This is a genomic window from Kitasatospora sp. MBT63 (assembly GCF_000710465.2).
GTDB lineage: Bacteria > Actinomycetota > Actinomycetes > Streptomycetales > Streptomycetaceae > Kitasatospora.
Genome location: NZ_JAIZ01000050.1, coordinates 16,289 through 29,252, shown reverse-complemented (window position 1 = coordinate 29,252; position 12,964 = coordinate 16,289). Strand labels below are relative to the sequence as shown.

Sequence of the window (12,964 nt, the reverse complement as noted above, 5' to 3'; positions counted from 1 at the left end):
TTGGGTGCGGCCGGCGGCGTGAGAGTGGTCACCGCGGCCCGGCCCCCGGGCGCCCGTGCCGGTCCGGCCGAGGCCCGCCGTCAGGCGGCTGCGGGCCGTCCGGCGGCCCCGGCCCCTCCCGTACGGAGGGGGTCGCCCCCGCCGTTCGGCGGGTTCCCGGCCCGTGGCGCAACCGGGCTCCGGCCTGCTCCGTCATAGGATCTCGGGTGGTGCGGTCTCCGGTCGGAGGCCGCCGCGCCCGTTCTCGGGGCGGCTGACAGCCAGAGGTCCGCCGCCCGTCCCCAGGCCCCGCCGGGGCCGCCGCCCGGATCCACCGACCGGGCGAGAACCGCTCGGAGAGTCCCCACCGTGCTGCCGCAGCCGTCCGTCACCCGTGCCCGTGCCGTCCTGTCAGCCGCCGCCGTGTTCGCGCTGGCCGCCGCGCTGGCCGGGTGCGGGAGTTCCCAGTCCGGCAAACCGGCCGCCGACGGTGCGAAGGCGGCCGCGGGGTCGGCCTCGGCGCCGTCGCCGAGCCCGAGCCCGACGCCGACCAAGCCCTCCAAGGTGCTGAAGCCGACCGGGCCCGCCGCCGACCTCCAGAAGGCGACCGACACCTCGGCCGGGCCGATCATGGTGACCACGCTGACCGGGCCGAAGTCCGGCGTCAGCGGAAAGGTCTGGGTCTGGCTGCCGCCCGAGTACAACGACCCCAAGTACGCCAACACCGGCTTCCCGGTGCTGACCCTGTACGCGGGTGGCCAGAGCGCCGGGTACAACACCTGGACCGACAACCAGCTGCCGATCCAGGCGGTCGACACCCAGCTGGTGAAGGAGGGCAAGGCGCACCCGTTCATCATGATCATGCCGGTGCAGAACCTGAACTCCAACGAGGCCACCGCCATGGAGTGCGCCGACATCCCGGGCCAGCCGAAGATCGGGACCTGGATGGCCGAGGACATCCCGGACTTCGTCCGGGCCAACTTCCGGACCGTCAAGGGCCGCGACGGCTGGGCCGTGATGGGCGCGTCCACCGGTGCGTTCTGCAGCGCCAAGCTGGCCCTGCAGCACCCGGAGGTGTTCAAGGCGGCGGTGCCGATCGACGGCTACTTCAACCCGGACTCGCCGCTCTGGAAGGGGCACGAGCAGGAGCGGCTGGCGAACAGCCCCGACGTGCTGGCGACTTCGGGCACCGCCGACGTCCGGATCCTGGCGACCGCGGGCGGCTCCAACTCCGCCGAGCTCAAGCTGGTGAAGGCGTGGGTCGGCAAGGTGAAGGCCCCGGCGACCGTCGAGTACTACGAGCAGCCCGGCGGCAAGCACCTCACCTCCGACTTCAAGAAGATGATCCCGGACCTCCTGCAGTGGGTGTCCAAGAACGTGGCCGGCCCCGAGAGCGACTGACGCGACACCGGTCGGGTCGGCGGGTCGGGGTCGGCGGGTCGGGTGCGGTGGGTCGGGTGCGGCGGGGGCGACGACGGGCCGGGCGCGCGCGGAGGGCGTCCGGTCCGAGTTCGGCGGACCGGCCCCGTCGTCGCGCCCCGCGCGGCATACTGTTCGTGGGCCCCGCGACCGGCCCGAGGGCGGCCCCGAGGGCGGCCCCGAGGCGGTGCCCGTAGCGCGGGCGGAGCAGCCTCCCCGAGGGCCGAGATGGCCTCTGACCTGCACGTCAATCAGACATTCATTCGATCCTGATGGCATGTCATCACTCTGGAGACCCGGGCCGGGACACCTAAGATCGGTGTCCGCAGCGGCCAGCCTCAGCCAGCCGTGAAGAGAGCGACATGCCCAGCCACTTGCTGCCCGTCAGGACCCCGACCATCCCCGCCCAGAAGGACGGGGAGAGCACCGGGTCCGTCGCCGAGCCGCCCGCCGCCGTCGCACCGATTCCGTTCGCCGGTCTGCGGCTCGTGCACGCGGCCCTGCGCCGTGACCTCGCCCGCCTGCCCAACGCGCTCCGACTGCTCCAGCCCGGCGACACGGTGGCCGGTGACGCCCTCCAGCGGCACTGGGACTTCATGCTCGCCATGGTCACCTGCCACCACGAGCAGCAGGACACCCGGCTGTGGCCGCTGCTCCGCCGCTTCGTGCCCGAGCTGCGGCTGCTGCTCAACTGGCTGGAGGCCGACCACCACAACCTCGACCACTCGTTCACCCGGGTGACCACCCTGGTGAAGATCGCCACCCGGGACGCGGCCAGCAGCTGGCCGGTCGCCTACGCGGTGGAGGAGCTGGCCGCGCGCCTGGAGACCCACCTGCGCATCGAGGAGCGTCAGTTGCTGCCCCGGATGGAAGGCGTCTTCCCGGCCGGCTCCCGGATCGGCACTCTGCCCGAGCTGCTCGACCTGCTCCGCTCCGCCGACGGTCCGGCCTCCTCGGACGCCCTGGTCTGGCTGCTGGAAGGCGTGGACGAGCAGGAGATCGACCGGCTGCTCGCCGACTGCGACCACGAGACCGTCCGGCACTGGCCGCACTGGCGCGACACCTACGCCCGCTGCACCGACGAACTCTGGGGCCCGCGCCTCTGACCGGCCCGCACCGGCCCGCACCGGCCCGCACCGGCCCATGCCGGTCCGCGCCGGTCCCCGCGGTCAGCTGCCGGGTGGTGCCCGCCCGGCGGCCGCGGGTCAGCAGGGCCCGGCGCCGACCGACCGGAGGTACCCGGCGAGGTCGGCGGAGTCCTCGGTGGCCGGCCCGACGTAGCCGAGCTGCTCGGTGCGCTCGCCGCGCCGGACGGACTTCTCGCTGCCGTCATCAGCGGTGGCGCCGCCCCGGGCGCGGTGCAGCGAGGTGCTGATCTCCAGGACGTCCGCGGCGACCGGCAGCCGCTCGGCCTCGTAGCTCTCCAGCAGGGCGGCGGGGGCGCCGTGCCGCAGCTGGTCGCCGGGATCGCCGCCCGCCCTGGAGCTGACCGACCCGGGAGCTGACCCGGCCTCAGGGGCCTGTTACGGTCCCCGGATGCCCTCGCTCCTCGAACCTCCGCTGCTGGCCCGCCTGAAGTCCGCCGAGCGGATCCTGATCGCGGGCGCGGGCGGCGGCTTCGACGTCTACGCGGGACTGCCGATCGCCCTCGCGCTCCGGGGTGCCGGCAAGGAGGTGCACCTCGCGAGCCTGTCCTTCAGCCACCTGTACGGGCTCGACGCCGAGGTCTGGCTGGAGCCGGAGGTGGCCGAGATCCGCCCCGACACCCGGTCCGCCGAACCGTACTTCCCGGAACGCACCCTGGCCCGCTGGCTGCGGCTGCACGGACTGCCCGACACCGTCTGGGCGTTCGGGTCGGTCGGGGTGCAGCCGCTGCGGGCCGCGTACCGGGCCCTCATCCGGCACCTGGGCATCGATGCCGTCCTGCTGGTCGACGGCGGTACCGACATCCTGATGCGCGGCGACGAGGCGGGCCTCGGCACCCCCGAGGAGGACATGGCCAGCCTGGCCGCGGTGGCCGGGCTCACCGAGATCCCCGAACGCCTGGTCAGCTGCCTGGGATTCGGAGTGGACGTGTACCACGGGGTCAACCACAGCCTGGTGCTGGAGAACCTGGCCGCGCTGGACCGGGCCGGCGGCTACCTCGGCGCGTTCTCCATCCCGCGCGACTCCCGCGAGGGCGCCCTCTACCTGGACGCGGTCGCCCATGCGCAGGCCGCCTTCCCCGAGCACCCGAGCATCGTCCAGGGCTCGGTCGCCGCCGCCCTGCGCGGCGAGTTCGGCGACGTCCAATTCACCGAGCGCACCCGGCACAGTGAGCTCTTCGTCAACCCGCTGATGACGCTCTACTTCTCGGTCACCGTCGAGGCCCTGGCCGCCCGCCACCCGCTACCTCGACCGGATCGAGCACACCGTGCTCACCCGCCAGATCAGCACCGCCATCGAGGAGTTCCGCGACACCCTGCCCCGGCAGCGGCCGCCCCGGTTGTTCCCGCACTGACCCGCCGCCGACGGCGCCGACCGTCCCGCATCAGGGCTTCTTCGCCGCCGCGAGGATCTTGACGGTGGTGTGGAAGAAGCGCGAAGTGCCGTGGCCGGGATAGGACTTGGGGAAGGCGGTGGCAGGGTTCGAGCCGAGGCGCCCGTCGCGCAGGTGCATCACCACGTACGCCGCGCCCGGCGTGGCACCGAGGATCTCCCAGTCGCCCTTGGGGGAGCGGACCGGGAACTCCAGGCCCTCCGGGAGCGGTTCGGACAGGAAGACTACGCAGAGCCGCAGCTCCGGGGTCACCTCGACCTCCGCGAACGGGTCCGCGGCGACCAGCTCCTCCACCTCCGCGACGGTACGCACCATCGCCGGGACCGGGTAGCCGAGCGCGGATGCCAGGTGCTCCTCGATCCGGCGGGTGAGCGCCGCGCGGTCGGTCTCCTCGGTGTCGAAGAAGACGTTCCCGCTCTGGATGTAGCTGCGGACCCGCTCCAGCCCGAGTTCGGCGAAGAGCTCACGCAGCCGCTCCATCTTCACCGTCCGCCCGCCGACGTTGATCGCGCGCAGGAATGCGATGTAGGTCTGTGCCATCCGGCCAGTCTGTCAGGGCCCGCCGACAACGCGGGCCCGGCCGGGCGGGCCGTCCTCGGCCGGTTCGCCGCCGGCCGGTGCCACACTGGCGCCATGGTTACCTGGCAGGATTTCGAACAGGAGGCGCCGGACCTCGCGCCCCTGGTGCGGGCCCGGTTCGAGGCCCACCGCCACCACGTCCTGGCGACCCTGCGCGCCACCGGAGCGCCGCGGGTGAGCGGCACCGAGGCGGGTTTCACCGGCGCGGACCTGACGATCGGGTCGATGCCGGGCGCGGTCAAGGCGCTCGACCTGCGCCGGGACGGCCGCTTCGCGCTGCACAGCCATCCCGGCGACGAGACGATGACCGACGGCGACGCCAAGATCTCCGGTGTCGCCGTCGAGATCACCGACGAGGTCGAGCTGTCCGCGTACGAGAGCGAGCTGCCGCAGCCGCCGCCCGGGCCGTTCCACGCCTTCCGGCTGGGGGTCACCGAGGCGGTGCTGACCACGGTCGAGGACGGCCGGCTGGTGATCCGTTCCTGGCGTCCGGGCGAGGCGGTGCGGACGGTCACCCGCGACTGAGCCGTGCCGGGCGCGGGAGGCGCCGCCGCTCAGCCGGGCAGCACCGAGCGCAGCGCCTCCGGGGTGCGCGCCACCACCGCGTGCCCGTCGTCCGCGGTGATGATCGGCCGCTGGATCAGCACCGGGTGCTCCGCCAGCGCCGCGATCCAGCGCGCCCGCTCGCCGCTCTCCCGCGGCCACTGCTTCATGCCCAGCTCCTTGGCGGGCTGCTCGTCCAGCCGGGTGATGTCCCAGGGCTCCAGCAGCAGCCGCGCCAGCACCTCCTCCAGCTCGGCGGCGGTCGGCGGCTCCTCCAGGTAGCGGCGGACGGTGTACTCGGCGCCGGCCGCGTCCAGCTCGGTGAGGGCGACACGGCACTTGCTGCAACGCGGATTGATCCAGATCTCCATCCCGCCACCCTAGATCCCGCCGCCCCGGGCCGTATCCGACAGCCCGGGTGCGCGCCCGGCGGCCGTCCGCGGAGCCGCGCTGCTGCTCCGGGGCCTGCGGGAACGCAGCCGCGGCCGTCGCCCGTTCACCCGGGGCGGGCGGAGCACGGCGACGCCCGCGGTACGGAGTGACCGGCTGGTGCTGCGCGGCTACCGGACGCTGCCGGTGACGACGGTCTGAATCGGGCCCTTGGTCCCTCCCCGGCGGGACCTTCGGCCGCCGGATCGGCCGGGCCCGCGGGCGACCATGGGGGAAGCGGCGCACCGCGGTGCCGGGAGCAGGTCCTGGGGCCGCGCGCCGTCCCAGGAGGACCCTTGCCCGACCGTTCCCGCTCCGCCGAGCGGGCCCCGACCGCCGTCCGCCGGACGGAGAGCGGTGGGGTCCGCCGTACCGAGGCGTCCGCGGTCGCCCGTTGGCAGCAGGCGCTGGCGGAGGCGACCAGGGCGCCGCGCTGGGTGCTGTGGCTCCCGGTGCTGCTGGTCGTGGTCGACCTGGGGCTGGAGTACGCGCTGCCCGAGTCGGTGGCGGCCGGGTTCCTGTGCACGGTGCTGCCGGTGGTGGTGGCGTTCGGCCTGGGCCCCGGTCTGGTGGCCGCCTCGACGCTGGTCGCGGTCGGCCTGCAGATGATGCTCGCCGATCGCGCCGGACACCTCGCCGAGCAGCACCACATCTGGGTGTACGTGACCACCGTGCTCGCGGGGGTGCTGGGTGCGGCGCTGTCCTGGCAGCGCCGTCGGCAGGCCCGTGACCTGGTCCGGGTCAGGACCATCGCGGACACCCTCCAGCACGCCGTACTGCGGCCGGTCCCGGCCGCCCCGGGCCGGCTCCGCGCCGCGGGGCTGTACCGTCCGGCGCAGGCGGACGTCGCGGTCGGCGGTGACCTGTACGAGGTCTGCGAGACCAGGTTCGGGACCCGGATCCTGCTCGGCGACGTCCGCGGCAAGGGGCTGGACGCGGTCCGTACCGTCGCCGACGTGATCGGCGCCTTCCGGGTGACCGCGCACGAGACGGCCGACCTCACGGAGCTGGCGGGGCAGCTCGACCGCCAGGTGCTGCGGGAGGCGGCCGACCAGGCCGACGAGGAACTGTTCGTGACCGCGGTGCTGCTCCAGCACTGCCCGCGGACCGGCCGGGTCGAGCTGGTCAACCGCGGCCACCTCGCGCCGCTGCTGCTCAGCCCCGGCGCCGCCGAGCCGGTCGACTGCCCGGACCGGCTGCCGCTCGGGTTCGGGCACCTGGCGGCGGACGGCGAGCGGCCCACCACCGTCGAGCTGGCGCGCGGCTGCACCCTGCTGCTGCACACCGACGGCGTGAGCGAGGCCCGCGACCGGGCCGGGGTGTTCTACCCGCTGGCCGAACGGCTCGCCCGGCTCGGCACCACCGACCCGCGGGCGGTGGTGGCCTTCCTGGACCGCGACGTCCGCGGCCACTGCGAGCGGCTCACCGACGATCTCGCGGTCCTCGCGCTCACCCCGGCCTGAGCCGTACCCGTGGCCCGACCTGTACCGGTGGTCGGTGCGGGGCGGCAGACTGGGCGGATGTCCGATCCCGCACTGTCAGTTCCCGCACTGTCCGATCCCGCGCTGATCCCGCCGATCCCCGCCAGGCTGCCCGCCGAGGTCCGCTGCCTGCGCTGCGGCCGGCTGCTGCACGACCCGGAGTCCCGGATGCTGCGCCTGGGCCGGGAGTGCCGCCGCCCGTCCGATCCGGTCCGGGTGGTCGCCGGGGAGCAGGAGGCGCTGCCAGGAATGATGCTTCCCAGCAACGAAGTTGACGAGCCGTCAGGGTTGCCCTCGCCACCCCCGTGATTCATCCTGGCTGGTATGGCGCGGTGGTGGGGGAGCTCCGGACGCTGGCTGATCGCCGGCCAGCTGTTGCTGATCACGGTGGCCGAACTGGTCCTGACGGTCGGCCTGGTCTGGCTGACCGCGTTCACGGTGGACCACACGGGCGAGCGCTCCGTGCCGACCATGATCTGCTACGTCCTGGTCGCCCTCGCCGCAATGGCCGCCCTGCTGCTCGGCGTGATCGTCCTGGACGAGGACCGCCCGCTCAACTTCCTGGCCGCCCTGCTGGCCGGTGCGGGATGGCTGCTGCTGGGCTGGAGCTGGCTGACGGGCGCCGAGCAGCAGGCCATGCACGACCGGGGCGTACCGGAGAACGCGGTGGTGCTCCGGTGCTGGACCGATCCGCCGGACCTGCGGACCTCGGACGACAGGATGAGCGTCCGCCTCCCCGACGGCTCGACCCTCACCCTGGGCACCGGCGGCCGCTGCGAGACCCCCGGGACCCAGGTCGTGATCACCCGCGATCCGACCGGCACCTACGGCCCGGTGAGCGGCCCACCCCCCGGCCCGCCGGACCACACCCGCCGCACGGTGGGGCTGGTCATGCTGTGCGTCGGCGCACTGGGCCTGGCGTCCTTCTTCCGCTACGTCCTCGACTGACCTCCCCGTGTTCGGTCCGGTTGACCCGGCCGCGAAGGTGGCCGGGTCACGCGCCTCCGGTGTCAGCCGACCGCCCTGGCGGCGTCGTCGATGAGGTCGGCGACGACCCTCGGGTGGCTGAGCATCACGACGTGGGAGGAGGTCGGCACTTCGACGACCTTGCGGGCGTTGGCGCGGGTGTACATCCAGCGCTCGCACGCCGGCGGGATCGCCTTGTCCCGGCCGGCGACCAGGCCCCAGGACGGGATCGTCCTCCAGGCCGCGGCCGTCGTCGGGAAGGTGAAGGAGTCCGCGTCGAACGGCCGCTGCGTGGCCTGGAGGATCTGGAAGTCGGCGGTGGAGAGGTCGGCGGCGAAGGCCGCCTGGCCGTTCCTGCCCAGGTACAGATCGGTCCCGGTGGTGCCGTCGGCCTTGGTGTACGGCACCGGCACGCTCACCGGCGCGACCTCGCTGCCCGGGAACTTGGTGATGAGCTCGCCCTGCGTCTCGCCCACGTCGGGCACGAATGCGGCGACGTACACCAGGGCCTTGACATTCGCCTTCCCGGCGGCTGCGTTGGTGATGACCGTTCCACCCATGGAGTGGGCGACCAGTACGACCGGGCCGGCGATGCTGTCCAGCAGGCTGGCGATGTAGGGGGCGTCGGTCGGGATGCCGCGCAGCGGATTGGACCCGCAGATCGTGGTGTAGCCCTTGTGCTGCAGCTCGCCGATGGTGGCGTTCCAGCAGGAGGAGTCGGCGTAGCCGCCGTGCACCAGGACGATGGTGGGCTTCACTCTCGGCTTCCTCTCACCGGTACCGCTCGGGGCCGCGGCCGCGGCCGGCCCTCCGACACCTGCCGCCAGCACGGCCGACCCGGCCAGCGCCGCTCCCGCGGTCAGCATCCTGCGGCGGGGGAACTCTGTACTCATGGGACTCCTCGTACGTTGGGATCGGGGGCTGCCGGGCCGAGGTCACCCGCCCGCGGCCCGCTCGATCAGGTCCTCGGCGAAGGATCCGGGGAACGTGTCCCGGACCAGGAACAGGAAGCCGTCGACGGTCATGCGCGGGGCAGGATGCCCGGCCCCGCCTGTGACGGTAGGAGCGCCGACGGCGGTCCCGCTCCCGTCATATGACGTGGTGCCACTGAACGAGCCGTCCGAGGCGGCCCGGCAAACCCTGCCGACGGCCTGGCACGGACACTTTTGCACGTCGTTTTGCCTGGCTGGCGGATTTGCCCGGCGACTTCAATGAAGGCATCTCGAACGCCTGCGACGGAGGCACGGCATCATGCTCGACGCATCGGACCCGGACAGGACACCGGACACCCCGCCCGGGTCGCTGGTCGGCCGGTCACCGGACCTGGCGCGGTTCGACGACTTCATCGCCGGCATCCCGGATGCCGGTGGATCCGTCGTGCTGCTGGGCGAGCCCGGCGTGGGAAAGACGGCACTACTGGACGCCGCGGCCGCCAAGGCGAGAGCCCGCGGGCTGCGGGTGCTGCAGGCCACCGGCGGCTCGGCCCCGGCCAGTGCGGTCAGCGTCTTGTTCCGGTCCCTCGGCAGCAGCAGACCGGTCAGGTACTCCCGAAACCTCCGCCGCTGAGCGAGCGACCGGAACAGATCATCGAACCTGGCCGCGTACTCCTCCAGCGGACCAGGAGCAGGCGGACACGGTACTCGTGCGGTCATGGCAGCACCCCCGAAGGGCCTTGTCCTCACCGATACAGCTGACCTGACCCCATGGCAACAAATCACCGGTAGTCCGGCGATGGCAGTCGGGATTCTGCTGCCATAAAATGATCTAATGGATATTCTGGAACCCGTTGTTCAGCCCTATGCGTGGGGCTCCACCGTGGCGATCGCCGAGTTGCAGCAGCGGCCGGTCCCGGCCCTGGGCCCGGAGGCCGAGCTGTGGATGGGCGCGCACCCCAGCGCGCCGTCCGGGCTGACTCGCGGTGCTCACCGCACCACACTTGACGTCGTGGTGGCCGCCGATCCGGTCGGTGAGCTCGGCCGGGAGTGCGTCGACCGCTTCGGCTCCCGGCTGCCGTTCCTGCTGAAGGTGCTGGCGGCGGAGAAGGCACTGTCGATTCAGGTCCATCCGGATCGTACTCAGGCGGAAGCCGGCTTTAAGGAGGAGAACGATCGGGGGCTCGACCGGAACGATCTGACTCGGAACTACGTGGACGATTGGCCGAAGCCGGAAATAATCTGTGCACTGACGCCTTTCGAGGCGCTGGCCGGGTTCCGGTCACCCGGGGAATCGGCAGAGATCCTCGAAGCACTCGGGCTGCCGAGGCTACTCCCGCTGCTCACGGTGCTGCGCACCGCAGCACCGCCCGCCTGCCTGACGGAGGCGCTCCGGCTCGTCACCACCTGGCCGGCCGCCGAGCGCGGCGAGCTGATCGCGGAGTTGGTCGCGGCCTGTGCCCGCCTCGCGGCGGCCGGTGGGGAGCACGCGGCGGCGTACGACGCCGCAGTGCGGATCGCGGCCGACCACCCGGGCGACGCGGGGGTGCTCGCCTCGCTGCTCTTCCGGCACCTGGTGCTGGCACCGGGTGAGGCGCTGTTCATGCCCGCAGGCGGACTGCACGCCTACGTTAAGGGGGTCGGGGTCGAGCTGCTGGCCAACTCGGACAATGTCCTGCGTGCGGGCCTGACCGGCAAGCACATGGACGTTCCCGAACTGCTGCGCATCGTCGACCCGACCGTCGAGGTGCCCGTGCTGCGACCGGAAGCGCTCGGAGAGTCGGTCGCGGTCTACCACACGCCCGCCCCGGAGTTCGAGCTGTACCGGCTCACTCCCGGGATCGGGTCGGTCACCGTCCCCGGCGCCGGGCCGCGGATCGTGCTGTGCGTCGAGGGAGGGGTTGTGCTCCAGGACCCCCAAGCCAGCGAACTGCAGCTCGGCCGGGGCGAGTCATGCTTCCTGTCTGCCGCGGACGACGCGGTGACCGCCACCGGCGACTCGCTGGTGTTCGTCGCAGCGGTGGGCTGAGCCGGATCAGGCCGAGGGGGCCGGGCGAGGCTGGTGCCGCGCCCGGCCCCCTCGGCAGTTCAGCGTTCGGCCGATCCCGTCATCGATCCAGGAGACCGGAGCGGAGTGCCACCTCGCGGACTTCGAGCAGCCGGTCCTTGGGCATCTCGACCTCTCGCACCACGCTCGTCGCCTCGGTCGCCCGGCCGCCCTTCCAGATGATCGACCCGTCCTGGGCCGTGCGCAGGGACTGTGCCTTGAGCCGCGGCCCCTGGATGACCAGCGAGAAGGTGTTGCTCGCCGAGGTGACCGAGTGCACCATGTGCTGGTCGATCGCGTAGGAGGAGCCCGCCCCCTCGTTGCGAACCATGCTGGGTATCAGCGAGCCGGGCGAAGCCTCCAGCTGCGCCCGCACCACCGCCTCCGGTCCGTAGAAGCGGTGCAGGTACTGCCCCTTGAGGATCCGGGTGTGGAAGGGCCAGCGGTGGCTGTGCGGGAAGTGCGTCCCCTGGTCGAAGCGGTGCAGCCGGATCCTCAGCATGCTGTCGGGATCGTCGAACAGCACGATCCGGTCGCCCCACCACTGGCGTTCCGACAGGTTGAGCAGCGTGGCGTCGTCCAGCGCGTTGTCCATCAGTTCGCGCAGGGCGCCCGGCGTCGAGATCAGGTCGGTCACCTGTCCCGCGACCTGCTCAGCCACCTCGATCCGCGACCAGTCGAGCCGCTGCAATCGGGTCAGGTCACGATCCATTTGTCCACACTCCACACCTCTGGTGATCCATCGAATAGTCCGTCACGAGCCGGGCGCGACTCAGACGACCGCGACCGAGTAGGTGCGGAGCACCTGCTTCGCGGCCAGCGCCACGTCCGGCGCCGTCACCCGGGCGAGCCGCCCGGCCCAGTCACCGGCGCCCGGCTCTCCACCGTCCCGCTCGCCGGCCCCCTGGCCGGGCGCGTCGTCGATCGACTCGACGGCCGCACGGACGGAGCGCAGCACCGGGTCGGCCGCCTCGGTGGCGGCCGCGGTGCGGGCGGCCGCCAGGGCCGCCCGGAAGGACGGCTCCGGCAGGCGCCCGTTCGCGACGAGTTCGAGCACCTCGCGGACCGCCGCCTCGGTCAGCGCCACCGCCTCCGTGTCCAACTCCAGTTCCAGCTGCCACAAACCGCAGTCGCCGTACCCGAGATATTCGGCAGCCACCGTGCACTCCAACGCGAAGTCCTCGTACAGCGTTCGCCGCAGCAGAGACCCCTCCGCTCCCCCACACACCTCGGCCAGCACCCCGAACGCGGCTGCCTCGGGGGCAGTGCGGGCGGGGGCGTGCCCGCCCGCCGCCACCCAGGCCCGCGGACCACCGTCCGCCGCCCGCAGGTTGATGCCGCCGTCCGAGAAGACCTCCGCGACTGGCGCCCGGCGCCCACCAGTCCCGGATCCGATGGCCGCGACCGGCGGCAACCCGCCGGCCAGCAGCTCCAGGGCCGCCGGGACGACCGACGGCGGGCAGGCGAGGACCACGACCGGAGCCGCGACGGCCAGCAGCTCCTGGCGGAGCGTCAGCAGCTGGGCGGCGTCCAGCGCGGGGAGCTCTGCCGACCCGTCCACCGAGTGGCCCAACGGGTGCGACCCGAAGAGCAATTCGCGCAGCCGCCGGCTGGCCCGGGCACGGGCGGACGGCCCGGCCGCCCGCAGCTCGGACAGCTCACGGTGCGCGACGAGACAGCGGGCGTCGGTGAGGGTGGGCCGGGCGACAGCGGTCAGGAAGACCGGCAGGCAGTCGCCGAGTCCGTCGACCGACACCCGGCAGCGCAGCGTGACGCTCTCCTGATCGACCACCGCCTCGGCCACCGCGCCGCGCTCGCGCAACCAGCTGTTGAGGCCGGTGCCCGCCCCGTCGACCGGGGCGTCCAGCAGCGCGCTGCCGAGCAGCTCCAGGGCCGCAGCTCCGCCGGTCCCGAAGTCCCGCGCCCCGGTCGGCAGGACCAGGCTCAGCACCACTGCGTCGTCGGCCGGCAGGACCAGTACCCGGCGGCCATCGGGAAGTTCGCGACGGACGACCGGTGCGACAGGTTCATTGGACATGGAACAGTGCCT

13 protein-coding genes and 1 pseudogene are annotated in these 12,964 nt (G+C 72.9%); 9 read left to right on the top strand and 5 right to left on the bottom strand.

The genetic code is table 11. The annotated features are described in order from the left end of the window. The first annotated feature begins 348 nt into the window (after positions 1–348). From AA75_RS03395 to AA75_RS03385, 3 genes and pseudogenes are all read left to right on the top strand, one after another. Complete coding sequence (locus tag AA75_RS03395) at positions 349–1,380, top strand: esterase family protein (protein ID WP_033818194.1); 1,032 nt, start codon at positions 349–351, stop codon at positions 1,378–1,380. A gap of 380 nt (positions 1,381–1,760) precedes the next feature. Continuing rightward, on the top strand, positions 1,761–2,504 hold the full coding sequence (locus AA75_RS03390) for a hemerythrin domain-containing protein (RefSeq protein WP_033818193.1): 744 nt from the start codon (positions 1,761–1,763) through the stop codon (positions 2,502–2,504). Positions 2,505–2,934: 430 nt separating this feature from the next. Further along, positions 2,935–3,898 (top strand): annotated as a pseudogene (locus AA75_RS03385) (DUF1152 domain-containing protein). A gap of 30 nt (positions 3,899–3,928) precedes the next feature. On the opposite strand, the gene AA75_RS03380 reads toward AA75_RS03385, so the two are convergent. After that, on the bottom strand, positions 3,929–4,477 hold the full coding sequence (locus AA75_RS03380; RefSeq protein WP_033818192.1) for a DUF1697 domain-containing protein: 549 nt from the start codon (positions 4,475–4,477) through the stop codon (positions 3,929–3,931). Positions 4,478–4,570: 93 nt separating this feature from the next. Between AA75_RS03380 and AA75_RS03375 the strand changes: the two genes are divergently transcribed. After that, positions 4,571–5,041 (top strand): pyridoxamine 5'-phosphate oxidase family protein, encoded by a 471-nt coding sequence (locus tag AA75_RS03375; protein ID WP_033818191.1) that lies wholly within the window; start codon positions 4,571–4,573, stop codon positions 5,039–5,041. Positions 5,042–5,070: 29 nt separating this feature from the next. On the opposite strand, the gene AA75_RS03370 is transcribed toward AA75_RS03375, so the two are convergent. Continuing rightward, on the bottom strand, positions 5,071–5,430 hold the full coding sequence (locus AA75_RS03370; RefSeq protein WP_033818190.1) for an ArsC/Spx/MgsR family protein: 360 nt from the start codon (positions 5,428–5,430) through the stop codon (positions 5,071–5,073). A 354-nt stretch (positions 5,431–5,784) separates the two neighbouring features. Between AA75_RS03370 and AA75_RS03365 the strand changes: the two genes are divergently transcribed. From AA75_RS03365 to AA75_RS03355, 3 genes are read left to right on the top strand one after another with little or no spacing between them, the layout of a single operon-like run. After that, positions 5,785–6,951 (top strand): PP2C family protein-serine/threonine phosphatase, encoded by a 1,167-nt coding sequence (locus AA75_RS03365; protein WP_082526217.1) that lies wholly within the window; start codon positions 5,785–5,787, stop codon positions 6,949–6,951. A gap of 57 nt (positions 6,952–7,008) precedes the next feature. After that, positions 7,009–7,278: a DUF6011 domain-containing protein gene (locus AA75_RS53630; RefSeq protein WP_033818189.1), complete on the top strand. Its 270-nt coding sequence runs from the start codon at positions 7,009–7,011 to the stop codon at positions 7,276–7,278. 15 nt (positions 7,279–7,293) lie between these two features. Next, a complete protein-coding gene (locus AA75_RS03355; RefSeq protein ID WP_033818188.1) occupies positions 7,294–7,917 on the top strand; it encodes a hypothetical protein in 624 nt (207 codons plus the stop codon). Positions 7,918–7,979: 62 nt separating this feature from the next. On the opposite strand, the gene AA75_RS03350 is transcribed toward AA75_RS03355, so the two are convergent. Beyond that, the gene (locus tag AA75_RS03350) at positions 7,980–8,828 is read right to left on the bottom strand and encodes an alpha/beta fold hydrolase (protein ID WP_033818187.1); all 849 of its coding nucleotides are present in this window, start codon (positions 8,826–8,828) and stop codon (positions 7,980–7,982) included. Between the two features lie 358 nt (positions 8,829–9,186). Here AA75_RS03350 and AA75_RS46985 point away from each other — a divergent pair, with 358 nt between their 5' ends. Together AA75_RS46985 and manA are read left to right on the top strand one after the other, a co-directional pair. Continuing rightward, complete coding sequence (locus AA75_RS46985; RefSeq protein ID WP_033818186.1) at positions 9,187–9,501, top strand: AAA family ATPase; 315 nt, start codon at positions 9,187–9,189, stop codon at positions 9,499–9,501. A 201-nt stretch (positions 9,502–9,702) separates the two neighbouring features. After that, a complete protein-coding gene (gene manA / locus AA75_RS03340; protein ID WP_033818185.1) occupies positions 9,703–10,896 on the top strand; it encodes a mannose-6-phosphate isomerase, class I in 1,194 nt (397 codons plus the stop codon). 79 nt (positions 10,897–10,975) lie between these two features. On the opposite strand, the gene AA75_RS03335 is transcribed toward manA, so the two are convergent. After that, on the bottom strand, positions 10,976–11,626 hold the full coding sequence (locus AA75_RS03335) for a hypothetical protein (RefSeq protein WP_051811738.1): 651 nt from the start codon (positions 11,624–11,626) through the stop codon (positions 10,976–10,978). A gap of 60 nt (positions 11,627–11,686) precedes the next feature. Next, entirely contained in the window at positions 11,687–12,952 is a 1,266-nt protein-coding gene (locus tag AA75_RS03330; protein ID WP_033818184.1) for an insulinase family protein, read from the bottom strand. Positions 12,953–12,964 lie beyond the last annotated feature (12 nt).